This is a genomic window from Nocardia sp. NPDC058058 (genome assembly GCF_042885355.1).
GTDB lineage: Bacteria > Actinomycetota > Actinomycetes > Mycobacteriales > Mycobacteriaceae > Nocardia.
Genome location: NZ_JBHVSA010000001.1, coordinates 2234638 through 2258891, shown reverse-complemented (window position 1 = coordinate 2258891; position 24254 = coordinate 2234638). Strand labels below are relative to the sequence as shown.

The window sequence follows — 24254 nt, the reverse complement described above, 5'->3', positions numbered from 1 at the left end:
CGCTTCCCCTTTCGTTCGCTCACACCGAACCCGGAGCAGCTGTGCCGATCACGCGGAGCTGCCGATGACCTCCAGTTCGATCCGGAACGTATCCCCGGTATCGAGTCCCTCGGCGATCCGCACGGGCTTCTTCATCGGCAGAATGTAGGTCCCGCGCTTGCGATCCGGGAAAAGCGAAGTCGCCCACTTGCTCCCACCGACGATGACCCGCACGCGCACCGATCCGAATCCGCCCGCGAGGTGCCCGTGCAGTTCTTCGATCTCGTCCGCCACTTCCTCCGGCAAACTGGCGAAGTACCAGGCCGCAGGCCCCTCCCACACCCATAGCTCACTGGTGAAGGAGTACCGCGTTGTCGCCATGCGCCGACCGTAACCCAGCGGTACGACAACATTCGGTCCGGCCTTGCGAGCGGTCGCCTGAGCAGCGGGTGCCGGAGCCGCACGGCTCGGTACGCCGGGTACGGGGACTGCCGCGGGTGCGGTAATCACCGACCACGCAGACGCCGCCACCGGGATCGTTTCGTGGGTACGTCGACTGTTTCGGGTGATGTGTCTGTCGCGCTCGGGATTTCGGCTGACCGCTCGGCCTCCCGTACGGCCTGCCATCTGGCCACCACATCATCCGCGCGCACCGGCCCGATGGGGATGTCCGGGCCGCCGGGGGAGCGGAGCCAGCGGACTATGCGTTCGTTCAGTTCGGTGACGGCGTCGCGGACGGCGCGCTCGGAGGTCATCGGCCGCACGGTGTGGTCGATGCGTTCGCGGTCGCGGCGCAGGACTATGTGTTCGGGCAGGAGGGCGTCGGTGCCGATGCCCTCGCGTTGCAGGAGGTTTCGGACCCACCAGTTCTCATCGTCCATGCCCGGCGGGATGGGTTGACCCGCGCCGGGCAGCCTGTCGAATTCGCCCCGTTCGGTGGCCTCGCGAATCTGCTTGTCGATCCAGGATTCGAAGGTGAGATCGGGCGGCTTACGCTCGGTCACCCCTCCAGGGTACCGATCGCGCGACCGTCAGTTCTGGCAGATGGGCCAGGCGGCGGCGGGGTCGCAGCGGGACGGGCAGGCCAGGATGTAGACCTGGTTGCCGACGAAGAGGCCGTCGTCGAGGGCGGCGGGGTAGGAATCGTCGTCGTCGGAATCGTCGTCCTCATCGGCGACTTTGAAGTCGTAGAAGCTGAAGTCCTCCGGGACCTGGGCCAGGAAGGCCAGGTCGGTGCCGCAGGCGCAGCGCTGCGACTCCGGGCCCTGGAACCAGCGCGGTGCACCGCCGATCTTGAATCCGTAGTAGGGCCGGTCGTCGTCATCGTCGGTGTCGGTGTCGGGGGACAGCGACAGGGCGGTCGGGGTGAGGATCGGGTCCGGTGACTCGGTGGGGATACCGTTGCGCTGCAGCAGGATTCGCCAGAACGGGCGGCGGCCGTCGAATTCGTCCCAGAATTTCTCGGGCAGTTGCTCGCCCGTGAACCAGGGGCAGTCGCTCTCCACGGGGCATTGGAAGACCAGCAGTTGCTCGCCGCCGAAGACAGGAATGTCCGCGGGCACCTGGACCTGGAAGTACAGCACCATGCGCTGCCCGCACCCGCAGACCGGCCACGGCTGATCGGCCTCCAGTAGCGGCCAGCCGCCGATGCTGTTCCGGTCGCCCGATTTGATCTCCGTCGAATCGACGTCGATCACGTAAATCCGCCCCATGATGAACCCCTCCCGAATCGATATGTCGCGCAGACGCTATCGCACACCGGCGACAGGCCGCGAAATCGCATCTATCGGGCGAAATACCGGGCGGGGGAGATGCCGACCTCGCGATGGAAGGCCGCCACATACGCGCTCGGGGTGGCGTAACCGACCCGGGACGCGATCCGGGCGACGGGCAGATGCGCGGCGAGCAGCGGTAACGAGGCGGCCAGGCGGATTTGGGTTCGCCACTGGCCGAAGGTGATTCCGGTTTCGGCGAGGAAGGCGCGGGCCAGGGTGCGCGGGCTGACCGCGACCGATGCGGCGAATTCGACGAGGGTGCGCGGATCGGCGGGGTTGGCACGCAGCGCCTCGGCAATCCGGCGGGCGCGCGCGTCGACGGGATGCCGTGCGCCGATCGGGATGATCTCGACCGGGTCGAGTAGATCGAAGATCACCGATTCGGCGCGCTGTCGCTCGGGCGTGGCGGTCGTGCTCGCGGTCAGGTGCTCGAAGAGTTCATGCAATAGGGCGGATACCCGCAGCATTGTCGGTGCGGTGAATGTGACGGGTGTGCGATCCGGTTCGAGGTAGATCCCGCTCATCATGGCTCCGTCGTAGGTGCCGGTGCGGTGGCGTATGCCGCCCGGAATCCACAGTGCGCGGGTGGGTGGCAGGACCCAGCGGCCGCCGTTCACCTCGACGGTGATGACTCCCCGTGTGGCCCAGGCGATCTGATGTTGCGGATGCTCGTGCTCGTCGAACCAGAGTCCGGGTGGCAGCGTTCCGGCGCCGAACACCATGGCGGTCGGCCCGGTGGGTGCGGGGAAGACCGGGGGTTGGCCGTTTGACGACACAATCTGTCACCGTAGCCGGTTCTGGTCGGGGCAAGGGCTGCCTAACGTGATGCGCATGGGAATGAATGTCCTGCACCAGCTCTGCTGCGGCTCCGCGATGTGGGAGAAGACCAGCGCCACCCGCATCGTGCCCTGGGCACTGGACCGCCTGGACCTCGGTGACAATGCCCTGGAGGTGGGGCCGGGCTACGGTGCGAATGTGCGCACCCTGCGCGAGCGCACCGCCGTGCTCAGCGGTTTGGAGATCGATCCGGCGCTGGCCACCCGGCTGCGCTCGCGGCACTCCGAGCGCATGCGCGTCATCGACGGCGACGGCACCGCGATGCCGTTGCCGGACAGGGAATTCAGCGCGGTGGTCTGCTTCACCATGCTGCATCACGTCCCCTCCCCGGCCCAGCAGGACGCCCTGTTCGCCGAGGCGTTCCGGGTGCTGCGCCCGGACGGCGTCTTCGCCGGCAGCGACGGCCTGGACCGCCCCATGTTCCGGCTCATCCACCTGGGCGACACCTGCGTCCCGGTGCCGCCCCACACCCTCGCCGACCGTCTGACGCGCATCGGCTTCACCGATATCGACATCGAACCCGGCGCGTCGATGTTCCGCTTCCGCGCCCGTCGCCCCTACGCGGGCACCTCGAAATAGGCCGCCGGATCCAGCGCGGAGAGCGGCGTCCAGCGCACGGCATGGGTTTCCCCGCCGCTCGCCGCGGGCACGCTCCCGCCGCTCCGGAACCCTTGCAGATCCAGTGCCAGCCAGGGTGTTTCGTCGACCTGCCGGGCAAGGGCGTAGCAGGTGGCCAGATAGTGCAGGCACCGCTCGTTGCGCGCCCGGCACGAGCAGTCGATGCGCGCGAATTGCGGTGCGACGCTGATCCCGCGCTCGGCCAGCGCGACCCGATGCTCATCGGTCAGGGTGAGCGCGTCCGCCGGAATCACCTCCGCGACAGCGGCGATGGTCGCGGCGGTGAGCGGAACCAGCTCCAGATAGGTCACCGACGCCTCGGATCCGCGATGAATCATCGCCCGCACCATGGTGTTCTCGATCTCGGTGCGCACCAGGCCGTTACCCGCGATGCTGCGCGCCCGCGGCAGCATCGGCTCCGGTTTGCTCATCTTCAGCGGTTGCGCCAGCCGCACCCAATCCATACCCCAGCCGGTGTATCCGAAGTCATTGTCGCCCATATCAGTTGGCTCGCTTTCGACGCAGCAGCTCGAATAGTCGGTCGTCATCGAGGCGAGCCAGCGCCGCGATCCCGGCGGTATCGCTGAGATCGGTGAGCGCCGACTTGCGATCGTGCATGCCCGCGATGTGCTCCTCGATGGTGGTGCCCGAGGTCAGCGTGGTGACGGTGACCGTGCGGGTCTGCCCGATCCGATGCGCGCGATCCGAGGCCTGCGCCTCCACCGCCGGATTCCACCAGCGATCGAAGTGAATGACATCGGCCGCGCGGGTGAGCGTGAGCCCGGTGCCCGCCGCGCGCAGGCTCAGCACCAATACCGGTGGCCCATCCGGGGATTGGAAGTTCGCCACGATCTCCCCGCGCTGCGCCTGATCGAGCCCGCCGTGGAAGAACGGCGCGGTCACGCCGAGTTCCTCGGCGCAATGCCGCACCAGCAGTTCCCCGGTGCGCCGGTACTGGGTGAACACCAGCGTCGGCGCGTCATTGGCCACATTGGCGGCCAGGATATCGGCGCAGACATCGAATTTGCCCGAGCGCCCGGCCAATTCGTCCAGCTCCCCGTTGATCAGACCGGGGTGATTGCACACCTGCTTGAGCTCGGTGAGCACCGCCAGCAGCCGGGTGTGCCGCTGTCCGCCCGATCCGAACCCCTCCGTCTCGGCCCGATCGAGCAGCTGGTCGTAGAGCCGTTCCTGCTCCCGGGTGAGATCGCAGACCAGATCGGTGTGAATCTTGGGCGGCAGCGATCCGGCCACCTCGGCCTTGCGCCGCGCCAGCGCCACCGGTTCGATGGCATCGCGCAATCGCAGCACCGCGGGCGCGGACCCCTCGGAGATGGGCCGCACGAACCTGCGCCGGAATTGCGCCTTGTGCGTGAACTCGTGCGGCACAACCAGGTTCAGCAGCGCCCATAGTTCGTCCAGATTGTTCTCCACGGGCGTACCGGTCAGGGCCACCCGCACCTCGGCCTTGATACCGCGCGCCGCCTTGGACACCTGGGTGCGCGGATTCTTGAGCACCTGCGCCTCATCGAATACGACACTCGCCCACTGTTTCGCCTCGAGCGCCTTCCCGTGCCCGCGCAGCGTCGGATACCCGGTCACCACCACCGTCCCGGCGGGCGCCTCGGGCAGCTCCCCGCCCCGCCAGCCGATGGCCGCGAGCCCGGGCGCGAACCGCTCGATCTCGTGCACCCAGTTGCCGACCAGCGAGGTGGGGCACACCACCAACTGCGGTCCGGCCGCGATCCGCCCCAGCAGGAACCCGATGGCCTGCACGGTCTTACCCAAACCCATCTCATCGGCGAGTACCGCGCCGCCGTGCGCGGCCGTGGTCTCGTGCAACCAGGTGATGCCGCGCGCCTGGTACGGCCGCAGTTCGGCCTTCAGCCCGCTGCGCAGTTCATTGCCGAGCGTGACGGTGTCCAGCAGCGCCCGCACCGCGCGCTCCGCCGTCACGATGGCGTTCCCGCCCGCATTGGGCACCGCGTGCGCGGCGATGGGCAGCGCGGGCTCCGCGCCGTTCAATACCTCGCGCCAGCCGCGCACCGAGCCGCCGGGCGTGGCGAGACGCAGTCCCGGGAACCGCTCCGGCTCGACCATCCGGCAGGGCACCTCGCGCACCGCGAAGCCGCCGTCCTCGGGGACGGCCAGCGTGACGGTATCGGACTCACCCTCGATATCGGGTGCGGCCCCGGGCGCGGACGCGCGCCAGCTCCACAGGGCGAACATATGACGATCGGGCAGGTAGGTGGCGTGCACGGTGGACAGAACGCGCTCCTGACGACGTGGATCCCGGCCTGAGACAGCAAAATTCGTTTTTCGCAAGTCCGGGTCCGAAAACTGGACAACGGGCGACCCGTTGGGGCCGCCCGTTGTTGGGGGTAATTCTGTTGGGAAGATTCAATTTTCGAGCGGACCCCTCGGTTGGTGAACCAGTTCCGAGGTGGAGGAGCTGTTACAGCGCCGGTGCCGACTCCGTGTCGATCACGGCTTCGAGCTCACGGAGACGATCCATGTGCTCATTGGCGTGATGCTGGCAGAAGAGCAACTCGCCACCGGCAGGAAGGACTGCACGTACACGCGCAGCCGCCCCGCAGCGGTCACAACGATCGACCGCGGTCAGTGGGGTGCTTGTCAGGGTTCCTGGCATGACTCCTCCGTCCTGGCTCCGGGTGCTCGCACATCCTTCGCCTGGTGTGGGGCTCGCGATCCACTTCGCGAGCTCGCTACCGCTACTTCCCAGCAGTGGTTGATGACTACTCTGTCAGACGTTCGGGGCGCGGTCTTTGTTCCCGTGGAGTTTCCCGTGTGTTTTGCCTAACACGACCTGCGATTTCGCTGAAAGCGAACAGGCCCGGTTATCCCCTGTGGAGTCGTGGAAAACGCCCCTCCGTACACGCTGATCGAGTTGTCTATCGGGAGACTACCCGGGGGCACCGACACTCACACTCCGATTCGATAACCCTCCGAACACACTTAGCAAGCTCACAGCCATGAAGGGTCGAGCGCGAGGGTGGTGCGATCCCGCGAATCGAGCAGATCGAACATCGCGGTGGTGCGCGGCAATTCCCATCGGAAGAAGTATCCGGCGGCGCTGCGCTTGCCGAGTCCGAAGGATTCCCCGCGGGCCGCGCGTGGCGCGGCGGCCAGCGCCTGCTCGAGCCAGATCCATGCCAGCGTCACATGCCCGAACGCCTCGAGGTAGACGGCGGAGTTGGCCAGCGCGATCTCGGCGTCGGCGTCGCGCCACAGACCCGCGGTGGTGGCGGCGAGTCGCCCGGCGGCGGCCTCCAGCGCATCGGCGAAACCGGTCAGCTCCACGTCATCGGTGGCGCGGGCGGTCGCGACGGTGGCCGCCATCCGGGTGAGCAGCGCGGTCAGCGCCGCGCCGTTGTCGAGGGTGACCTGGCGGCCGAGCAGGTCCATGCTCTGGATGCCGTGTGTGCCTTCGTGGATGGGGTTGAGGCGATTGTCGCGGTAGTGCTGTTCCACGTCGTAGTCGCGGGTGTAGCCCGCGCCGCCGTGCACCTGGATGGCCAGGTCGTTGGCGGTCAGGCACCACTGGCTCGGCCAGCTCTTGGCGATGGGGGTGAGAATGCGCAGCAGCGTGCCGGCGGCGGTGCGCTCGGCCTCTGTCTCGGCGGTGTGCTGTTCGTCGACCAGCTTGCCGCAGTAGAGGGCAAGGGCCAGTGCGCCTTCCACGTACGACTTCTGCGCCAGCAGCATGCGCCGCACATCGGGATGATCGACGATCGGCACCTGCGGGCCGCCCTTGGCTCCCAGCGGGCGGCCCTGCGGACGATTGCGGGCGTAGTCCAGGGATTTGAGATAGCCGGTGTAGCCCAGTGCGGTGGCGGCCAGGCCGACGCTGATCCGGGCCTCGTTCATCATCGTGAACATCTGTGCCAGACCATGATTGGGCTGCCCGACCAGATAGCCGATCGCGCCCGGCTGCCCGCCGGGGGTGAAATTGCCGTCGCCGAACACCGGTGCGGTATTGACCGTGCCGCGCCAGCCCATCTTGTGATTGATGCCCGCCAGCACCACGTCATTGCGGACCGTCGGCCGATCCTGTTCGTCCGCAAGGAATTTCGGCACGATGAACAGTGAGATGCCGCGCGTGCCCTCGGGTGCGCCGGGAATGCGGGCCAGCACCAGGTGGACGATATTCTCCGAAAGTTCGTGGTCCCCACCGGAAATCCACATCTTGCGGCCGAAGATTCGGTACGAGCCGTCGTCCTGCGGGACCGCGCGGGTGGTGATGTCGGCCAGGCTCGATCCGGCGTGCGGTTCGGACAGCGCCATGGTGCCCAGATTGCGGCCGTCCAGCATGGGTCGGACGAACTGGTCGATCTGCTCCGGACTGCCGTGTGTGGCAAGCAGATTCGCATTACCGGTGGTGAGCATCGGATAGGCGGCGGTGCCCGCGTTGGCGGCGTGGAACCAGGCCATGCACGCGGTGTAGACCACATGCGGCAACTGCATGCCGCCGATCTCGTAATCCATTGCCGCGCCGATCATTCCGGCATCGGCGAAGGCCTTCACGGCCTGGCCGACGGCGGGGATGATGTGCACCTTCTCGCCGTCGAACTCCGGCTCGTGCAGATCGCTCTCGCGATTGTGCGGCGCGAAGTAGGTGCCCGCCAGATCCTGGCACAGTCGCAGCACCTGATCGAAGGTGTCGCGGGAGTGATCGGCGAAGCGTTCGCGCCCGGTGAGGGACTCCACATCCAGCCAGTCGTAGAGCAGGAACTCGATATCGCGGGCAGACATGATCACGGACGGGTTCATGATTCCTCGAACGGTCGGGTACGGATGGCCTCGTACCAGACGGTCTACCAGATCAAGGTGATCCCGCCCACGGCGCGGCGGGCACTACCCGGGAGCGCGCGGTCCACGAACTCAGGAGCGCACCGAGGTGCGACCGCGGTGCAGGCGGCCGAAATGCCCCGGTGACTGGCCCTTCCAGGTGCGGAAGGCCGAGGCGAACGCCGAGACGCTGGAATAGCCCAGCCGCTCGGCCGCCTGTTCGACGGTGAGTCCGGCGATGAGCAGCTCCTCGGCGAGCAGTCCGACCGTCTCGGTGCTCAGCTCCCGGAAGGTGGTGCCCTCCTCGGCGAGGCGGCGGCGCAGCGTGCGCACGCTGACATCCAGATCCGCGGCGATGCGCGCCTGATCGGCGGAGCCGCCGTGCCGGATGAGCAGCTGGCGCACCCGGCCGCTGAGCCCGGTGCGGCTGTGCCTGCTCTCCATGAGATCGGCGCACTGCTGTTCGTAGAAGCGGGCGGTGGACATATTCGCCTGCGGCAGTGGGGTTTGCAGCGTGGTGCTCTGAAAACTGATGCGGGACTGGGGCATCGAGAAGGCCACTTCCTCGACGCCGAAGACCGCGCCGAACATCTCGTAGATGGGATGGGCGGCGACATCCAATTCCACCCGGACGGCGGGGAGTCGCATGGGGAGCAGATCCTGCTGAATGGTGGCGATGGCGGCGAGATCCCGCTCCAGGCAGAAGCGGCGGATGTCCTTGGGTAGCGCGCTGTCATCGCGCACCACCCGCACCTCGGCGCTGCCGTTGTCCTCGATGTAATGGTGTGCGGCGGTGAAGGAGAGATCGGCGTAGCGCAGCGCGATATCCATGGCCTGGCGCAGATTCGCGCTGCTCATGAGCGCGAAACCCAAGACGCCCATGGAGGGTGGATGACAGAGCAGCCCGGCCAGCAGACCCAGGCCGGGTTCGTCCTCGATACCGGCGACCACATTGCGCAGAATCGAGAATTCCTGTGCCAGCGTGATTTCGGTGGACGGATCGCGCAGATCCGTTTCCCTGATACCGGATTCGTGTAATACCGACCGGATGGTAAGTCCGCGACCCAGGGCGAAGTCGGCCAGCAGGGCGGTGCTGGTGATGGACCGCAGTTGCGCCAACTCTTCCGTCACTCAGGCATACTCGCAAACTTTCGGCGTCCCCGGGCCGTTACCGGCCGGTAAGTTGCCTGGGTGCGGCCTATATTCGTCGATTCCTGGCCCATTGCCAGCTGGTCGCTCGAAAACCTCACCCATACGGTGAGATTCATGCGCACTGCGGTTTCCGCATATTCAGAGGTGCCGTCTGCCGGAAAGGTCGGCCCGCCGATGCTCATCGTGATCGCCCCCGCCGACGGCAGAGTGATCGACACCGTTCCCGCCCACACCCCCGATCAGGTTCGCGATGCCGTCGAACGGCTGCGCGACAGCAGCGTGCTGTGGCGCTCGCTAGGCGTGGTCGGGCGTATCCACTGGCTGTACCGGTTCCGGAACTGGTTGCAGGAGAACCGATCCGGGCTGGTCTCACTATTGAGTCTGGAGACCGGTAAACCGGAGACCGAGACCGAGGCGGAGCTGACGCTCACCATCGAGGCCCTCGATCACTACCGCACCAATGCCGCCGATTTCCTCGGCGGCAAATTACCGCAGGCGGCCATGCGCCCCGGCGCGGCCATGCAATTGGCGGTCGCGCACCACGCCTGTTCGGTGGTCGGGGTGATCGGCCCGTGGACATATCCGTTGGCGCTGGCCATGTTCGACGCGCTGCCCGCCTTGGTCGCGGGGGCGGCGGTGGTTGTCAAACCCTCTTCACAGACTCCGCTCACCATGCGGGCGATCGCGGCGGGCTGGGCGAGTATCGGCGCCCCAGCGGTTTTCGAGGTCGTCGCCGGACATGAGGCCGGGCCCGCGGTGCTCGACCAGGTGGATTACATCCGATTCACCGGCAGCGCCGAAACGGGAAAGGTGGTGGCACTGCGCGCCGCTGCCCGATTGATCCCGTGCTGTCTGGATCTCGGGGGCAAATCCACGGCGGTGGTGCTCGCCGACGCCGATCTGGACAAAGCGGCCGCGAGCATTGCGCTGGGCGGGTTGGCAAATAACGGGCAAAACCCCAACGCCATTGAGCGCGTCTATGTCGAAAGTTCGGTCTACGACGCCTTTCTCGCCAAACTCGTGGATGAGACCGCCGCTTTCGGACCGGTGCTCGACGATGACACCGCCGTCGGGGTGATGACCTCGGCCAAACATATCGACCTGGTGCGCGAACAGGTGCGCGACGCACTTCTCAAAGGCGCGACGCTGCACTGCGGCGGCACCGCCATCGGGCACAGTTTCGAGCCCACCGTACTGGGCGATGTCGACCCGACCATGGCGGTGCTGACCCAGCAGACGCTCGGTCCGGTGCTGCCCGTGGTGCGGGTGGCCGCGGCGGGTGAGGCCTTCGAACTCGCGCTGCGCCCGCCCGGTGCGCCCTGCGTCAGCGTCTGGACCTCGGACGCGGCCGTCGGCGCTCGCGCGGTGGGCCGGTTCGCGCCCACCCCGGTCGGCGTCAACGACGTATCGGTGCACGTGGCCCGGCCCGCGCCTTACTGAGTCCGGGCCCCGCGCGCCATACGGTTCCCACCCGCCCCGCCCTGTCCCCGGCGGGCGCGGGTGGGAACGAACGAGTCCCGCGAGCGACTAGGTTGGCATCCGTGGGAGACCAGACGACACCGAAGACCCTGCTGCACATCTGCACTCGCGCGGAATGGGAGGCGGCGGTCGCGGCGGGGGAGTACCGCGCGCCCTCGCTCGCCGACGCCGGATTCATCCATCTGTCCGAGCCGTATCAGGTGCACCTGCCTGCCAATCGGCTCTTCGCGGGCCGCACCGATATGGTGCTGCTGCGCCTGGATCCCGACCGCCTCGACGCGCCCGTGAAATGGGAACCGGGTGTGCCGTCCGATCCGGAGTCCATGCGCTTTCCGCATCTGTACGGTCCGCTGCCGCTGGCCGCGGTACAGGAAATCACCTCCTACCAGCCAGAACCGGACGGTCAGTACGCGCCGCTCGCCACGAGCTGAGCTGCTCCACCGGTTACCGGCCACCCTGTCCTAATCTGGACGGGTGAACGTCGATGTGACAGCGCTGCCCGGTATCGGTGTGCGAAAGGATTTCGAGGTCCGCTCGGGGCGCCGGATCGGGGTGGTGGCGCATCGGGACGGCGCCATCGACCTGATCGTCTCCCAGCGCGATGACCCGGACGCCTGCCTCGCGCAGGTGCCGCTCACCACCGACGAGGCCGCCGTGCTGGCCAATCTGCTCGGCGCGCCACAGTTGGTGGAAAAACTCAAGGAAGACCATCGCGATCTGCCCGGTATCACCACCAGGCAGCTGCCGATCGGCAGTAACTCGCCCTATCGCACCCGCATGCTCGGCGAGACCGGTATGCGCACCCGCACCAAGGCCTCGATCGTCGCGGTGATGCGCGCCGGGCAGCTGCACCCCTCGCCCGGACCGGATTTCGTGCTCGACGCCGGCGATCTGCTGGTCGTGGTAGGTACACCGCACGGGTTGGACGCGGCCGCGCGCATCCTGGCCGACGGCTGAGCCGGTGGATTCTGCCGCCCTAGCTCTGATCGAACTCGGCGCGATCTTGTTCGCGCTCGGCATGCTGGGGCGGTTCGCCGCCCGGTTCGGCATGTCCCCGATTCCGCTCTATCTGCTGGGCGGCCTCGCCTTCGGTGACGGTGGGGTGGTGCATATGCGCGCCGCCACCGAATTCAGCCATCTGGCCGGTGAGATCGGCGTGGTGCTGCTGCTCCTGCTGCTCGGATTGGAGTACACCGCAGCCGAATTGGTGACCGGGCTGCGCCTCGGCTGGCTCGCGGGCGTGCTCGATATCGTCGCCAACGCGACCCCGGGCGCACTGGTGGCGCTGTTCCTGGGCTGGGGACCGGTCGGCGCGGTGACCATGGCCGGTGTCACCTATATCTCGTCCTCCGGGATCGTCGCCAAGGTGCTCAACGACCTCGGCCGCCTCGGTAACCGGGAGACGCCGGTGATCCTGTCCATCCTGGTGTTCGAGGATCTCGCCATGGCGGTGTACCTGCCGATCCTGACCATGGTGCTGGTCGGGGTGAGCTTCTGGAACGGGCTGACCTCACTGGGTATCGCGCTGCTGGCGATCACCGTGGTGTTGGTGGTGGCGCTGCGCTACGGCCGCTATGTCTCGGCCGTGGTGGACAGCAATGACAATGAGATCTTCCTGCTCAAACTGCTCGGCGCGGCGCTGCTGGTGGCGGGCGTTGCCTCGGAGCTGAATGTCTCGGCGGCCGTGGGCGCGTTCCTGCTCGGCATCGCCATCTCCGGATCCACCGCGCAGGAAGCGGCCAAACTGCTGGAGCCGCTGCGTGATCTGTTCGCGGCCATCTTCTTCGTGGCCTTCGGGCTCAGTACCGATCCCCGGGCCATCCCCCCGGTGCTGGGCTGGGCCATCGCGCTGGCGGTGATCACCTCGCTGACCAAGATCGGCACCGGCTGGTGGGCGGCCCGGCGGCAGGGCATTCGGCGGATGGGCCGGGCGCGCGCGGGGGCGGCGCTGGTCGCGCGCGGTGAATTCTCCATTGTCATTGCCGGACTTGCGGTTTCCAAGGGCGGCGCGGACCATCGGCTGGCCGCGCTGGCCTCGGCCTATGTCCTACTGATGGCTGTTCTGGGACCGATCGCCGCTCGGGTGGTCGAGCCGGTCGTCGGGTTTTTCCAGCGCAACCGCAGCAGGGTCGATCCCGTCGTCGGCGTCTGAGGGCGCGGGATCCGAAGGGGCGGCCGCTCTTTCGGCCGTCGGACCGGAGCGGCCCGCCGATTTGCGCCAGGCCAGCAGGCGGCGGGACGAGACCACCGCCAGCCCGCCGATCACGAAACCGATGATGAGCGCGAAGAAATGGCCGTAATCGGTGAAGGTGTGGCCGTGCCAGACGCCGTAGCCGTACCAGATCAGCAGTCCGGCGGCCCAGATCAACCGGGTGGGGCCGCGCAATCGATATGCCATCACCGCGAGCATGGCCGAAATCCCATAGCTCGGGCCCACATCCGACGCCACCGTCACCCGGATCGGGATCAGGTTCTGGTCCACCCGGTGCGAAATGCCCAGCACGGTAATGATTGTCGCGCCGACATGACCGATGCCGACCACCAGAATCCAGCGCAGTGAGCCCAGCCAGCGTTCGGCCAGGGCCATCACGGTGAGCAGGATGAGGATATCGCCCCAGGGGAAACCGCCGTCGGTCCAGAAGGCCGAGGCCAGCAGCACCTGAATCGGATCACGCTGCATATTGCGCAGATTCGTGGACGCCGACAGGATCAGGCGGCGGCCGACCATATCGCTGGCCCCGCGCAGCGTCCACCAGGTGACGAAGAGGGTGAAGGCGTAGGCGATGGAGGCCGGGGCCACCGCCAGCAAACGCTGATACGCGCTCGCGGCCCGGCGCAACCGGTGCGGGTGACCCCACCAGGCGCCGACTCTCCGGAGTTCGTCGACCGGGTCCACCGAATCGAGCCACGGTGGCCGATACGTGCCGAAAGTCATGTGCAGGTGTCCGTTCTCGCGTGCGCTGTGCATCGACTATCGCTTGCGTTGTACATCGTCACCGTTCGAACCGACGGCCCGCGAGGGCGTCGGTGCCATGGTATCGCGAGGTGAAGAGTGCCCAATCCCGCGCACAGGTAACGCGCATTAATGCCCCGGGAAAGCGATGGTTACAACACAGCAACATGGGCCCGGAGGATGAGCGGAATGGGCCTGTACCACCAGCGAATCGGCGGCGCGAACTACACCTTCGACGGGCTGATCGAGGTGCTCGCCAAAGCCACCCCCAAACGCAGCGGCGATGAACTCGCCGGATGCGCGGCCGCCTCCGATGCCGAGCGGGCCGCGGCGCAGTGGGTGCTGGCCGATCTGCCGCTGACCGTATTCCTGAACGAGGCGGTGGTGCCGTACGAGACCGACGAGGTCACCCGGCTGATCTTCGACACCCACGATCGGGTTGCGTTCCAGGCGGTTTCGCATCTCACGGTGGGCGGACTGCGCGATTGGCTGCTGGCGGTGGCGGCCACCGCCGACGCCGCGGTGACACTGGCGGCTGTGTCGCGCGGACTGACACCGGAGATGGTGGCCGCGGTCAGCAAACTCATGCGGAACCAGGATCTCATCGCGGTCGCCAAGGCCACCGAGGTGACCGCCGGATTCCGGACCACCGTCGGACTGCCCGGGACGCTGGCGACGCGGCTGCAACCCAATCACCCCACCGATGATCCGCGCGGCATCGCGGCGGCGGTACTGGACGGGCTGCTGCTGGGCTGCGGTGACGCGGTGATCGGCATCAATCCGGCCACCGATTCGCCCAAGGCCACCGCCGATCTGCTGTATCTACTGGACGAGGTGCGGCAGCGGTTCGAGATTCCGACACAGTCGTGCGTGCTGTCGCATGTCACCACCACCGTCGGGCTGATCGAGGCGGGCGCGCCGGTGGATCTGGTGTTCCAGTCCATCGCGGGTACCGAAGGCGCGAATTCCGGCTTCGGCGTGACCATCTCGCTGCTGCGCGAGGCCAATGAGGCGGGGCGGTCGCTGCGGCGCGGCACCGTCGGCGAGAACGTCATGTACCTGGAAACCGGTCAGGGCTCGGCACTTTCGGCGGGCGCGCACCTCGGCACCGGCGGTAAACCTGTCGATCAGCAGACCCTGGAAACCCGCGCCTACGCGGTGGCCCGCGATCTGGATCCGCTGCTGGTCAATACCGTGGTCGGCTTCATCGGACCCGAATACCTCTATGACGGAAAGCAAATCATCCGCGCCGGGCTCGAAGACCACTTCTGCGGCAAACTCCTGGGCCTGCCCATGGGCGTCGACGTCTGCTACACCAACCACGCCGAAGCCGACCAGGACGATATGGATACGCTGCTGACCCTGCTGGGCGCGGCGGGCTGCGCCTTCGTCATCGCCGTCCCCGGCGCGGACGATGTCATGCTCGGCTACCAGAGCCTGGCGTACCACGACGCCCTCTACGCCCGAAAAGTGCTGGGCCTCAAGCCCGCTCCCGAATTCGCCGCCTGGCTGGAGAACCTCGGCATGCTCGACGCCGACGGCCGCATCCTCCCCGTCGAACCCCTGACCTCACCCCTGCGCGCCCTCGCCGGCGCCTCCTGAGAGGGAAGAACAGTGACCATCGACAGCACCGATCACCAGCCGAAAACTGCGGCCGGAAATACGATCCCCATGGAGACCACGGGCGGTGACGTCCCGCCGACCTCGGACGCACGTGGGAGTGTTGTGCCGTTGGCAGCCGGTGCGGGTGCGAAAGACGCGGTCGCGCAGGAGTTCTGGTCGGAGTTGCGGCGCACGACGCAGGCGCGGATCGGGCTGGGGCGTGCGGGGGACGCGCTGCGTACCGTCGATGTGCTGGAGTTGCGGGCCGCGCACGCCGCCGCGCGTGATGCCGTGCACAATCCGCTCGATGTCGAATCGCTTGCGGCGCAGGTGAACGCGCTCGGTCTCGGGGCGGTCGCGCATGTGCGCAGTCGTGCCGCCGACCGGTCGGAGTACCTGCGGCGACCGGATTTGGGACGCCTGCCCTCGAACTCCGAAGTGCCCGCCGGACAGGGGCTTTCGGCGGTGGCGCACTCCGGTGCGGATATCGGCGTCGTGCTCGCGGATGGGCTGTCCCCGCTGGCGCTCGCCGAACACGGGGTGCTCATGCTCGCGGCGCTCGTCGATGCGCTCGGCGACCGGCTCACCTTCGCGCCGCCGGTGATAGCCACCCAAGCCCGAGTGGCGCTCGGTGATCACATCGGCGCGGCGCTCGGCGTGCGGACGCTCCTGGTGCTCATCGGTGAGCGACCGGGTCTGTCGGTGGCGGACAGTCTGGGCATCTACCTCACCCACCTGCCCGAACCCGGTCGCGCGGATTCCGAACGCAACTGCATCTCCAATATCCATCCGCCGGAGGGACTCGGGTACACCCGCGCGGCCCAGGTCGCCGCCACCCTCGTCGACGGCGCGCGGCGACTCGGCCGTTCCGGGGTGGATCTCAAGGACACCTCCGCCGAGATCGCTCTCGGCGGTGGCGATGCGGTGATCTTGGAAGCGGCTGAGTCGGCCTAGATCGTCGAGGCTTCGCGCTGTGGCATCCGGCTCGGGTCGACCGGCGACACATCGCGGGCTCCCGACCGGGCTTCGAGCTGACTCGCGCCGTGGTGGCTATGGTCGGGGTATGGGTCGCCTGCTGTTTGCTCTGTGCGTGTTGCCGGGTGGTCTCGGCGCGCTCGTGGAGTTGACGGCGTCCGGATCTTTCGGGCAGACGCTGGTCGACCTGCTCGGGGCGGCGGGCGGAATCTACGCCTGTCTGAGCATGATTCGCGAGGATCGGGAGCGGGTGTGGCGGCGGCCCGGGGTGCTGGTCGGGGTGGCGGCGCTGGTTATCGCGATGGTGGTGGTGTGGCGGTGGCCGGAAAGTCACTCGCCGTGGGCGACGGCCTCGGCGTGGGTGGCGATCGTGGCCTGCGGGGTGGCGGCGTCGCGGATTGCCGGGCCATTTGATGCGGTGCTGACCGCCGTACTCGGGGTCGCGGCGGTCGGATCGGTGCTGGGACTGCGGTCGAGCCCGGCCGACGATGTGCTGCCGCTGCTCGTGGTGACGATTCCCACGATCACAGCGCTGGGGATCGGGCTGCTGGTGCGGTCGCATCGGCAGCGACTCGTGATCGAGCGGGGCGCGGCGGTGGCCGATGAGCGCGCGCAGATGGCACGCGAACTGCACGATGTCATCGCCCACGAGGTGATGGGCATGGTGGTGCTGGCCCAGGCCGGACAGCTCGCGGCCGATGAGCGCACCCGGCCGCTACTGACGCGGATCGAGGGTTCGGGGCGGCGGGCACTGGACGATATCCGAGCCCTGGTGGGAAATCTGCACGACGGTGCCGCACCCACGGGGACAACGGATCTCGCGGATCTGGTGGAACGCTTCGCCGACACCGCGCACGCCGAGGTGGTCACCGAACTCGACGAGCGGGTGCGCACCCCCGATGTCCCGGACCCGGTCCTGCTCGCCGCACACCGAATCCTGTTGGAGGCGTTCAACAATATTCGCCGCCACGCCGCCGACGCCAGCCGCGTCGACGTCACCGTGCGCCTGATCGACGACGCCGTCGATATCTCCGTATGCGACAACGGAACCGGCTTCGCCGGACTGGGCGGCGGTGGGGGAGTTGGCCTTACCGGCCTGGCCGAACGCGCCACCGCGGTAGGCGGCACGGTCACCGCCGGACGCCTCCTGAACGGCCATTGGCGGCTCGCGGCCCGCCTGCCGGTCGCCGAAAGCAAGGGCGGGATATGACGATTCGCGTACTGGTCGCCGACGATCAGGACATGGTCCGCATGGGGTTCGCCATGATCCTGGACGCGGCCCCCGATATCGATGTGGTGGCCCAGGCCGCCGACGGCGTCCAAGCCATCGAAGCGGTCCGCGCCCACCACCCGGACGTGGCACTCCTCGACATCCGCATGCCGCGCCTGGACGGGCTCGAGGTGTGCGCCCGCATCAGCGCCGACACCCGCGTCGTCATCGTGACCACCTTCAACGACGACGACTACGTCGACACCGCCCTGGCCAACGGTGCGAGCGGCTTCCTCCTCAAGGATTCCGGCCCCGACCTGCTACTGGCCGCCGTCCGCGCCGCCGTCGCCGGAGACGCCCTCATCAGCCCCGAACTCACCACCGGCCTGCTGCGCCGCACCCGCGAAACCGGTTCCCGCCGAGCCCCCACCGAATTCACCACGGCCATAACCGCTCTCACCCCACGCGAACTCGACGTCACCCGCCTGGTAGCCGCCGGCGCCACCAACGCCGAAATCGGCACCCAACTCTTCCTCTCCCTGGGCACCGTCAAAACCCACGTCGCCAGCATCCAACGCCGCCTGAACGCCCGCAACCGCGTCGAAATAGCCGCCCGCGCCTGGCAATCCGGCCTGATGGACTGAACTTCGGTGGAAGTGGGGACTGTGCCCGTTGCCCCCGATACTTCATGGATACCGCCGGGTTCGGCCATTCGGCTGAGGGGTGCGGGCCGGGTTCGGTCGTTCGGCTGATGTCCCCGTGGGCTGCCGCTGGCGACCATGATCGGTATGCGACGACTACCGAGCCTCGACATCCTGCGCGGATTCGCGCTGTGCGGCATCCTGTTCGCCAATGCGCCCGCCATCCTGCGGTTGGACCCGATTCGGGATGGCAGCGTTGATCCGGTGCTGCGGTGGCTGGAATTCGGGGTGTATCACCGGTTCTTTCCGCTGTTCGCGCTGCTGTTCGGGATCGGGTTCGCGCTGATGTGGCGGTCGGCTCGGGAACGGGCGCGGTCACCGCGCATCGTGATGCTGCGCCGGGTGCTCGCGATCGGGGCGCTGGGTGCCGCGCATCAACTGCTGCAACCCGGCGAGGCGCTGCTGCCGTACGCGATTGTCGCGCTCGTTCTACTGCTGCCCGCGACCTTCCTCCCGGACCGCTTCGCCGCGCCGGTGACCGGCGTGCTGGGCGCGGTGTCGATCGCGGCGGCAGCCACCGTGTCGAATGGCCTGCTGCTGGTCCCCGGCCTGTTCCTCCTCGGCTTCGCCGCGAGCTGTGCGGGCTTGCCGCAGTGGCTCGCCGGAGCGGACGGGGTCCGAACCGGGCGAGCCGGTGCGGCAGACGGACAGCGGTGGGCGGCGGATTGTCCGGCCGCTGCGGGGAATCGCCCTCGTACCGGGGCACTCGTGCTCGCGCTGCTCGTGCTCGCTCCCGCCGGGGCGGCCGCGCTGCTGTGGCAGTCCGCTGATCCGGAGGCGGGCGTGGTCGCGGGTCTGATCATGGCGGCGGTTTATGGGTGTGTGGTGCTGCTCGCCTTGCATACTCGCCCCGATGCTGCGATCGGTCGTGTACTCACCGCGCTGGGACGTACCGCCCTCACCAACTATCTCGCCGCGACCCTCATGGTCGTCGCCGCGCGGTATTTCGCCGTTCCGCTGGGTCTTGATCCGCTCGCACCCGGTGCGTGGGCGCGCACGCTGGCGTTGTGTGTGCTGATACTCGTCGCGCAGGCGGCGGTATCGCTGTGGTGGCTGGGGCGATTCGCGCAGGGACCGGTGGAGTGGCTGTTGCGCCGCGTGTCCTGGGCGGGGATGTCGGCGGCTGCGCCTACCGTGCCCACTGTGCCCGCCACCACCGCGCCAGATACCGCCGCCGTGTCCGCCCTCGCATCCGCGACACCACCCGTATCGGCCGTCGAACGCTCTGCGGCGGCGTTCGGCGCGGATAGTGGGCGCGTAGAACGGTATTCGAGGTGACCGGGTTCGCGTACGCGCTGCTGACCGCCGGGATCGTGCTGGCGGTCATCGGGGCGGTGCGGGTGGTGCGGGAGCCGCGGCGGGTGTCGACGGGGCTGGTGCTGTTCGCGGCGCTCGGGTTGATCGCGCTGTGGGCGGTGGTGGCGCTGCTGGAGCGGAATACGTTGGTGGCGATCGAGATCGGGGTCGCGGTGCTCGTGCTGCTGCCACCGCTGTCGCTGCTGGCGGCGGGGATCGGGCTGGTGGCGAACGGAGTGGTGCTGACCCGCCGCGAGGGGCTGCGGATTGCCACGGCGGTCGCACCGCTCGCCGGAATCGGTCTGCTGCTGTTCCCACTCGCGGCCTGGATTCTGCTGGATCCCGGTGGCCGCTCGCCCGCCTGGCGCACCGGATTGGGAGTGGCGCTGGTGCTGATCGGATTGCTGCTGCTGGTGCAGTTGCTCGCCTTCACCGGCTACGCCGTGCTGTACGCGCGATTGCCGCAGCGACCGGGCGCGGACGCGGTGGTGGTGCTCGGCTGCGGTCTGGCGGGCGGGCAGGTGACCCCGCTGCTGGCCTCCCGGCTGGATCGGGCGCGCACCGCGTACGAGGCGGAGTTGGCGGCGGGCGGTGACCCGGTCCTGGTGACCTCCGGCGGGCAGGGACCGGGTGAGTCGGTCGCCGAGGCCGACGCCATGGCCGACTATCTCGAGGCCGCCGGTATCCCGGCGGCGAAGATCGTGCGGGAGAACAACTCTCGCAATACCGAGCAGAATCTCCGGTTCACCACCGAACAGCTGCGCGGACATCGGGAACTACCGGAGTCACCGCGGATGACGGTGGTGACCAGCGACTTCCACGTCCTGCGCACCGCCGAGCTGACCCGTCGGCTCGGACTGGACGCGCAGGTCGTCGGCGCGCGCACGGCCCGCTACTTCGTACCCGCCGCCTTCTTGCGCGAATTCATCGCGGTCCTGGTCTCGCATCGCCGCGCCAATCTGGTGGTATCGGGCGTGCTGCTCGCCATGGTCGCCGCGTTGGCGATCTACTCGTATCTGCCCATCGGCTTGGACGCCGGGAATTAGGGCGAGCCCGCCTTGGTGCGCAGATCCAGGCGGCGCATCACCCGATCCACCACATCGGGCGCGATACCGGGTTCGCGCCGGGCGGCCAGCGCCTCGGTCCGCCCCGCCTCCAGCACCTCATTGGTGATGGCGCGCATCTGTTTGGCGAATACGACGGCGCGATCGGTATTGATCCGCGCATTGCCTTCCGCCGCTTCGGGATCGGCCTGCGCCAGCCGTCGTTCGAAACCGTCGCGCAGCCGCTCGTACAGCTCCTCGGGCAGCGCCTGGGTCACCGAAATCTCTTTCAGCCGTGCCAGTTCCGCCTCCAGTACGCGAGTCCACAGGCGGCGCTCCATCTCTCGTTCGCGTTCGGTGTCCACGTGCACACCGGTCACCCGCACCACCGCGGGCAGGGTGGGGCCCTGGAGCAGCAGGGTGAACATCACCACCGCGAACGCGGTGAACAGGATTTCCGAGCGTCCCGGAAACGGCTCCCCGGAATCGGTGGTGAACGGAACCGCCAGCGCCAGTGCGACTGTCGCCACCCCGCGCATGCCCGCCCACCAGGTGACCAGCGTCTCGCGCCAGGTGTACGGCTCATCGGCGTCGCGTTCGCGCCACCAACTCTTGAACAGTGCGGTGGTGATCAGCAGCCAGATCAGCCGCAACCCCACCACCACACCGATGACCACGGCCGCGCCGCCGATGAAGCGCGGCCAATCCGGTCCGGCGTCCCGGAGCACGGTGCTCAGCTCCAGGCCGATGAGCCCGAAAGCGAAACCGGTGACCAGCATCTCGGTGATCTCCCAGAAGGAATCACCGACGAGCCGGTAATCGCTATCGCTGAAATCGGTTGCGGCGTCGGTGAGATACAGCGAACACACCAGCACCGCCAGCACGGCCGAACCGTCGCGCGCCTCGGAGACGCCGTACGCCGCGAACGGCAGCAGCAGCCCCAGCGCCACCTGCCAGGGCGCTTCGCCGAGTCGCCGCATGAGCTTGCTGCCCGCCCAGCCGAACAGCAGGCCGACGCCGACACCGACCACCGCCGAGATCGCGAACTGCCCGGCCGCATGCCACGCTGAGAATTTGCCGGTCACCACCGCCTGAATGGCGACCGAGTAGACGACGATGGCCGTCACATCGTTGAACAGGCCCTCGCCCTCGAGTACGGCCACCAGGCGGCGCGGCAGCCCGAGTTTGCCCGCCAGCGCGGACACCGCCACCGGATCGGGCGGTGCGACCAGCGCGCCCAGCGCCAGCGCCGCCCCGATCGGCACGGCCGGATAGAACGCCCGGAAGGCCCAGGCCACCGCCCCCGCGGTCACGATGACCAGCACCACCGCGCGCATGCTGATCGCACCCCAGTTATCGGCGAAGGCCCGCCAGGAGGTGCGCCGGGCGGCGGCGTACAGCAGCGGTGGCAGCACCAGCGGCAGGATCATCTCCGGATCGATGTGGATCTCGGGGACCTGCGGGATCAGCGCCAGAATGACGCCGAAGGCGGTCATGAGCACCGCGGGCGCCTGGCCCAGCCGTTTACCGAGCGGCTGGGCCAGGATCGTCGCGAACAGGACGACGAAGATCAATTCCATTTGATGCGCCACGCCAGCCAGTTTGCTGCGCGTATGCGGGTAAGTCGACCAGCGGGTCCGGTTTCTCAGTGAGCCGCCGGAAAGTTCTCAGATTCCGCCGCCCGGTACATAGCCGCCCGCCGGTGGGAAAGCGCCGCGCTCGGGGGCGTACAGCGGCGGCTGCGGATACTGGTACGGCTCCGGATTCTGTTGCGGCAGGTCATGACTCGGCCCGGCGACCGGGGTGACGCCGCCCGAACCCGCCGCCGTGCGCTGCGCTGCGGCCGAATTCGACTGCGCGCCCAGCGAACTCGACTGTAGTGACCACGGATCGTGCCGCACGGGCTCGGGTCGCACCGGCTCGCTGACCCGGCTGGCCTCATCCACCTCGGTCAGCCCGACATGGATGAGCAGCACCATGGTCACCATGCTGACGCTGATCATGAGCGGCGCGAGCAACTGCATTCCGCTCACGCCGTGCGGCATGCTCGCGTGCGCGGCGTGATGCGCGCTCATGGACGCCATTCCGGTGTAATGCATGCCGCATACCGCGACCGCCATGATCAGGGCCGCGCCGACGGTGGCGAGAATCCCATTGATATTCAAGGTGAACCACAGTGCCACGATCGACGCCACCACCGCGATCACCATCGACAGCGTGACCAGGCCGAAGTCGTAGTCGATGATCGCATCCGATTTCATGGCGTACATGCCCGCGTAGTGCATGGCGCCCACGCCGAGTCCGGTGATGGTGCCACCGGCCGGCAACTCCCAGCCGCCCCAGCGCCCGGTCGCCACGATGGACAATCCGACCCACACCACGATCATGGCGATGGCGGCGCTGAGCAGCGTGACCGGCACGTCATAGCGAATCGACGCGCCATGGATGGAAAACCCCAGCATGGCAATGAAATGCATGACCCAGATGCCGGTGCCGCCGATGGCGACCGCCGCGGCGATGAGCCAGCCGCGGCGGCCGGTACCGGTGCGGGCACGCGCGGTGCACCGCAGGCCGAGCAGGCATCCGGTGACGGACATTATGTAGGCCAGCACGGGGGTGACCCACCCATAGCTGAAGTGGCTTATTTCCAGCACTCGAACTCCATTGCCACAACGAATCTTTCGCGATCGCTGGCGAAGAGTACCGGTCGGTTGTCCGATTGGGAAATTGAAATGTGAATGTTTCGTTCACATTAACCGGGGCTGAGAGTCAGGCCACAGCGGTACTAACCACTGGTCAGTGCGCCGCGGCCGCCGCGGTCTCGATCAGCTCCACCACCGTCTTGGGCTGCGATAGCGCGATCGCATGGCTGCCGGCATGCTCCACCACCGTCGCGTTGATGTGCTTTGCCATGGCGCGCTGGCCATCCGGCGGAATCATGTGATCGTCACGCGCCACCAGATACCAGGACGGAATCGACTTCCACGCCGGATCCACCGTGGTCTCGGTGAACGCCGCCACCGCCACCGGACGCTGCGCCGAGGCCAGCAGCGCCGCCTCATCGGCGGGCAGATCCTGCGCGAAATTGGCCGGGAACTGCTCCGGGCTGATCACCAACTCCGGCGCGGTACCACCCGTGGTGAGCGGATAGTTCTGCGGCACAGTGATTTTGGTGGCCGGACCGCCGTAGCGGGCATCCAGCTCGCCCAGGCTCTCACCCTTGTCCGGCGCGAACGCGGCCACGTAGACCAGACCCGCGACCTTCGGCGAACCCGCCGCGGCGTTGGTGATCACCGCGCCGCCGTAGGAATGGCCGACCAGGATCGTCTTATCGGGCATGGCGTCGAGCAGGCCGCGGATATAGGCCGAATCGTAGGTGAGACCGCGCAGCGGAACGGCCGCACTGGTCACGCGGTAGCCATCGCGCTGTAGGCGTTCGGCGACCCGGCTCCAGCTGGAGCCGTCCGCGAACGCGCCGTGCACGAGCAGGACCGCGGGCTTGTTCGCATCGGGTTGCGGTGCGGCGGCGGCTGGCTTATCGCCCGCGGCGGAGCAGGCGGTGGCGGCGATGCTCAGGCCCAGGGCGGTGACGAGCAGCATGGTGTGACGGAACTTCGAGGTGATACTCATGGCGACGACCATGCTTTCGATCACTCAACGCGCACTGAACGGATTCCGAAAGCCCAGCTCGCAAGCGCTTTCGGTAGTGGTTCCGGAGTCGCCACCGCGCAGATGCGGTCTCGATGGCCGCTCGCGCTGACTACGCTGTCCGAGTTCGGCAAACGGATCGATCGCGGCGGTGGGGCATCCACCCGGCGGAGAAGG

The 24254-nt window shown here is 67.9% G+C and carries 24 protein-coding genes; 11 read left to right on the top strand and 13 right to left on the bottom strand.

All coding sequences use genetic code 11. From position 1 onward, the window contains the following. Positions 1 to 48: 48 nt before the first annotated feature. The 4 genes from ACFVUS_RS10375 to ACFVUS_RS10360 all read right to left on the bottom strand — a co-directional run bounded on the left by ACFVUS_RS10375 (position 49) and on the right by ACFVUS_RS10360 (position 2530). A complete protein-coding gene (locus tag ACFVUS_RS10375; RefSeq protein WP_387763525.1) occupies positions 49 to 360 on the bottom strand; it encodes a DUF1905 domain-containing protein in 312 nt (103 codons plus the stop codon). A 125-nt stretch (positions 361 to 485) separates the two neighbouring features. After that, complete coding sequence (locus ACFVUS_RS10370) at positions 486 to 983, bottom strand: DUF1992 domain-containing protein (protein WP_387763522.1); 498 nt, start codon at positions 981 to 983, stop codon at positions 486 to 488. A 27-nt stretch (positions 984 to 1010) separates the two neighbouring features. Then, positions 1011 to 1691 (bottom strand): hypothetical protein, encoded by a 681-nt coding sequence (locus tag ACFVUS_RS10365; protein ID WP_387763519.1) that lies wholly within the window; start codon positions 1689 to 1691, stop codon positions 1011 to 1013. Positions 1692 to 1762: 71 nt separating this feature from the next. Continuing rightward, the gene (locus tag ACFVUS_RS10360) at positions 1763 to 2530 is read right to left on the bottom strand and encodes a helix-turn-helix domain-containing protein (protein ID WP_387763517.1); all 768 of its coding nucleotides are present in this window, start codon (positions 2528 to 2530) and stop codon (positions 1763 to 1765) included. Between the two features lie 55 nt (positions 2531 to 2585). On the opposite strand from ACFVUS_RS10360, the gene ACFVUS_RS10355 reads away from it, so the two are divergent. Further along, on the top strand, positions 2586 to 3170 hold the full coding sequence (locus ACFVUS_RS10355; RefSeq protein WP_387763515.1) for a class I SAM-dependent methyltransferase: 585 nt from the start codon (positions 2586 to 2588) through the stop codon (positions 3168 to 3170). Here the strand turns inward: ACFVUS_RS10355 and ACFVUS_RS10350 are convergent. From ACFVUS_RS10350 to ACFVUS_RS10330, 5 genes are all read right to left on the bottom strand, one after another. Then, entirely contained in the window at positions 3149 to 3709 is a 561-nt protein-coding gene (locus tag ACFVUS_RS10350) for a hypothetical protein (RefSeq protein WP_387763512.1), read from the bottom strand. The two genes, ACFVUS_RS10355 and ACFVUS_RS10350, sit on opposite strands and share 22 nt — an antisense overlap. A gap of 1 nt (position 3710) precedes the next feature. Next, complete coding sequence (locus ACFVUS_RS10345) at positions 3711 to 5438, bottom strand: DEAD/DEAH box helicase (protein ID WP_387765477.1); 1728 nt, start codon at positions 5436 to 5438, stop codon at positions 3711 to 3713. Between the two features lie 226 nt (positions 5439 to 5664). Next, entirely contained in the window at positions 5665 to 5859 is a 195-nt protein-coding gene (locus ACFVUS_RS10340) for a hypothetical protein (protein WP_029903635.1), read from the bottom strand. 335 nt (positions 5860 to 6194) lie between these two features. After that, positions 6195 to 8000, bottom strand: coding sequence for an acyl-CoA dehydrogenase (locus ACFVUS_RS10335; protein ID WP_387763510.1), 1806 nt, complete (start codon positions 7998 to 8000; stop codon positions 6195 to 6197). A gap of 111 nt (positions 8001 to 8111) precedes the next feature. Then, positions 8112 to 9149 (bottom strand): AraC family transcriptional regulator ligand-binding domain-containing protein, encoded by a 1038-nt coding sequence (locus tag ACFVUS_RS10330; protein WP_387763507.1) that lies wholly within the window; start codon positions 9147 to 9149, stop codon positions 8112 to 8114. 135 nt (positions 9150 to 9284) lie between these two features. Between ACFVUS_RS10330 and ACFVUS_RS10325 the strand changes: the two genes are divergently transcribed. The 4 genes from ACFVUS_RS10325 (at position 9285) to ACFVUS_RS10310 (ending at position 12801) form a co-directional block, all read left to right on the top strand. Beyond that, on the top strand, positions 9285 to 10610 hold the full coding sequence (locus tag ACFVUS_RS10325) for an aldehyde dehydrogenase family protein (RefSeq protein ID WP_387763505.1): 1326 nt from the start codon (positions 9285 to 9287) through the stop codon (positions 10608 to 10610). A gap of 101 nt (positions 10611 to 10711) precedes the next feature. Then, the gene (locus ACFVUS_RS10320; RefSeq protein WP_387763502.1) at positions 10712 to 11080 is read left to right on the top strand and encodes a DUF952 domain-containing protein; all 369 of its coding nucleotides are present in this window, start codon (positions 10712 to 10714) and stop codon (positions 11078 to 11080) included. A 43-nt stretch (positions 11081 to 11123) separates the two neighbouring features. Beyond that, complete coding sequence (locus ACFVUS_RS10315) at positions 11124 to 11606, top strand: cation:proton antiporter regulatory subunit (protein ID WP_364631644.1); 483 nt, start codon at positions 11124 to 11126, stop codon at positions 11604 to 11606. Between the two features lie 4 nt (positions 11607 to 11610). Then, positions 11611 to 12801: a cation:proton antiporter gene (locus ACFVUS_RS10310; protein WP_387763499.1), complete on the top strand. Its 1191-nt coding sequence runs from the start codon at positions 11611 to 11613 to the stop codon at positions 12799 to 12801. Here ACFVUS_RS10310 and ACFVUS_RS10305 read toward each other — a convergent pair. Further along, on the bottom strand, positions 12697 to 13584 hold the full coding sequence (locus tag ACFVUS_RS10305) for a rhomboid-like protein (protein ID WP_387763496.1): 888 nt from the start codon (positions 13582 to 13584) through the stop codon (positions 12697 to 12699). The two genes, ACFVUS_RS10310 and ACFVUS_RS10305, sit on opposite strands and share 105 nt — an antisense overlap. A gap of 207 nt (positions 13585 to 13791) precedes the next feature. Here ACFVUS_RS10305 and ACFVUS_RS10300 point away from each other — a divergent pair, with 207 nt between their 5' ends. From ACFVUS_RS10300 to ACFVUS_RS10275, 6 genes are all read left to right on the top strand, one after another. Then, positions 13792 to 15204, top strand: a complete 1413-nt coding sequence (locus ACFVUS_RS10300; RefSeq protein ID WP_387763493.1) for an ethanolamine ammonia-lyase subunit EutB — start codon at positions 13792 to 13794, stop codon at positions 15202 to 15204. Positions 15205 to 15216: 12 nt separating this feature from the next. Continuing rightward, a complete protein-coding gene (gene eutC / locus ACFVUS_RS10295; RefSeq protein WP_387763490.1) occupies positions 15217 to 16158 on the top strand; it encodes an ethanolamine ammonia-lyase subunit EutC in 942 nt (313 codons plus the stop codon). 109 nt (positions 16159 to 16267) lie between these two features. Continuing rightward, entirely contained in the window at positions 16268 to 17389 is a 1122-nt protein-coding gene (locus ACFVUS_RS10290; RefSeq protein WP_387763487.1) for a sensor histidine kinase, read from the top strand. After that, the gene (locus ACFVUS_RS10285) at positions 17386 to 18033 is read left to right on the top strand and encodes a response regulator (protein WP_387763484.1); all 648 of its coding nucleotides are present in this window, start codon (positions 17386 to 17388) and stop codon (positions 18031 to 18033) included. Before ACFVUS_RS10290 ends, ACFVUS_RS10285 begins: the two co-directional genes overlap by 4 nt. A gap of 144 nt (positions 18034 to 18177) precedes the next feature. Further along, positions 18178 to 19368, top strand: a complete 1191-nt coding sequence (locus ACFVUS_RS10280; protein WP_387763481.1) for a DUF418 domain-containing protein — start codon at positions 18178 to 18180, stop codon at positions 19366 to 19368. Next, complete coding sequence (locus ACFVUS_RS10275) at positions 19365 to 20432, top strand: YdcF family protein (RefSeq protein ID WP_387763479.1); 1068 nt, start codon at positions 19365 to 19367, stop codon at positions 20430 to 20432. The genes ACFVUS_RS10280 and ACFVUS_RS10275 overlap by 4 nt, the downstream gene beginning before the upstream one ends. Here the strand turns inward: ACFVUS_RS10275 and ACFVUS_RS10270 are convergent. The 3 genes from ACFVUS_RS10270 to ACFVUS_RS10260 all read right to left on the bottom strand — a co-directional run bounded on the left by ACFVUS_RS10270 (position 20429) and on the right by ACFVUS_RS10260 (position 24059). Next, positions 20429 to 22021, bottom strand: a complete 1593-nt coding sequence (locus tag ACFVUS_RS10270; RefSeq protein WP_387763477.1) for a Na+/H+ antiporter — start codon at positions 22019 to 22021, stop codon at positions 20429 to 20431. The two genes, ACFVUS_RS10275 and ACFVUS_RS10270, sit on opposite strands and share 4 nt — an antisense overlap. Positions 22022 to 22096: 75 nt before the next feature. Beyond that, complete coding sequence (locus ACFVUS_RS10265; protein WP_387763474.1) at positions 22097 to 23083, bottom strand: MHYT domain-containing protein; 987 nt, start codon at positions 23081 to 23083, stop codon at positions 22097 to 22099. Positions 23084 to 23225: 142 nt separating this feature from the next. Further along, on the bottom strand, positions 23226 to 24059 hold the full coding sequence (locus ACFVUS_RS10260) for an alpha/beta fold hydrolase (RefSeq protein ID WP_387763471.1): 834 nt from the start codon (positions 24057 to 24059) through the stop codon (positions 23226 to 23228). Positions 24060 to 24254: the final 195 nt, after the last annotated feature.

Bases quoted from the DNA above. Each gene is read 5' to 3' on its own strand.
- ACFVUS_RS10355 (WP_387763515.1), top strand. From the start codon at position 2,586: ATGGGAATGAATGTCCTGCACCAGCTCTGCTGCGGCTCCGCGATGTGG.
- ACFVUS_RS10335 (WP_387763510.1), bottom strand. From the start codon at position 8,000: ATGAACCCGTCCGTGATCATGTCTGCCCGCGATATCGAGTTCCTGCTC.
- ACFVUS_RS10345 (WP_387765477.1), bottom strand. From the start codon at position 5,438: ATGTTCGCCCTGTGGAGCTGGCGCGCGTCCGCGCCCGGGGCCGCACCC.
- ACFVUS_RS10350 (WP_387763512.1), bottom strand. From the start codon at position 3,709: ATGGGCGACAATGACTTCGGATACACCGGCTGGGGTATGGATTGGGTG.
- ACFVUS_RS10365 (WP_387763519.1), bottom strand. From the start codon at position 1,691: ATGGGGCGGATTTACGTGATCGACGTCGATTCGACGGAGATCAAATCG.
- ACFVUS_RS10340 (WP_029903635.1), bottom strand. From the start codon at position 5,859: ATGCCAGGAACCCTGACAAGCACCCCACTGACCGCGGTCGATCGTTGT.
- ACFVUS_RS10300 (WP_387763493.1), top strand. From the start codon at position 13,792: ATGGGCCTGTACCACCAGCGAATCGGCGGCGCGAACTACACCTTCGAC.
- ACFVUS_RS10290 (WP_387763487.1), top strand. From the start codon at position 16,268: ATGGGTCGCCTGCTGTTTGCTCTGTGCGTGTTGCCGGGTGGTCTCGGC.
- ACFVUS_RS10280 (WP_387763481.1), top strand. From the start codon at position 18,178: ATGCGACGACTACCGAGCCTCGACATCCTGCGCGGATTCGCGCTGTGC.
- ACFVUS_RS10375 (WP_387763525.1), bottom strand. From the start codon at position 360: ATGGCGACAACGCGGTACTCCTTCACCAGTGAGCTATGGGTGTGGGAG.
- ACFVUS_RS10285 (WP_387763484.1), top strand. From the start codon at position 17,386: ATGACGATTCGCGTACTGGTCGCCGACGATCAGGACATGGTCCGCATG.
- ACFVUS_RS10260 (WP_387763471.1), bottom strand. From the start codon at position 24,059: ATGAGTATCACCTCGAAGTTCCGTCACACCATGCTGCTCGTCACCGCC.
- ACFVUS_RS10305 (WP_387763496.1), bottom strand. From the start codon at position 13,584: ATGACTTTCGGCACGTATCGGCCACCGTGGCTCGATTCGGTGGACCCG.
- ACFVUS_RS10325 (WP_387763505.1), top strand. From the start codon at position 9,285: ATGCGCACTGCGGTTTCCGCATATTCAGAGGTGCCGTCTGCCGGAAAG.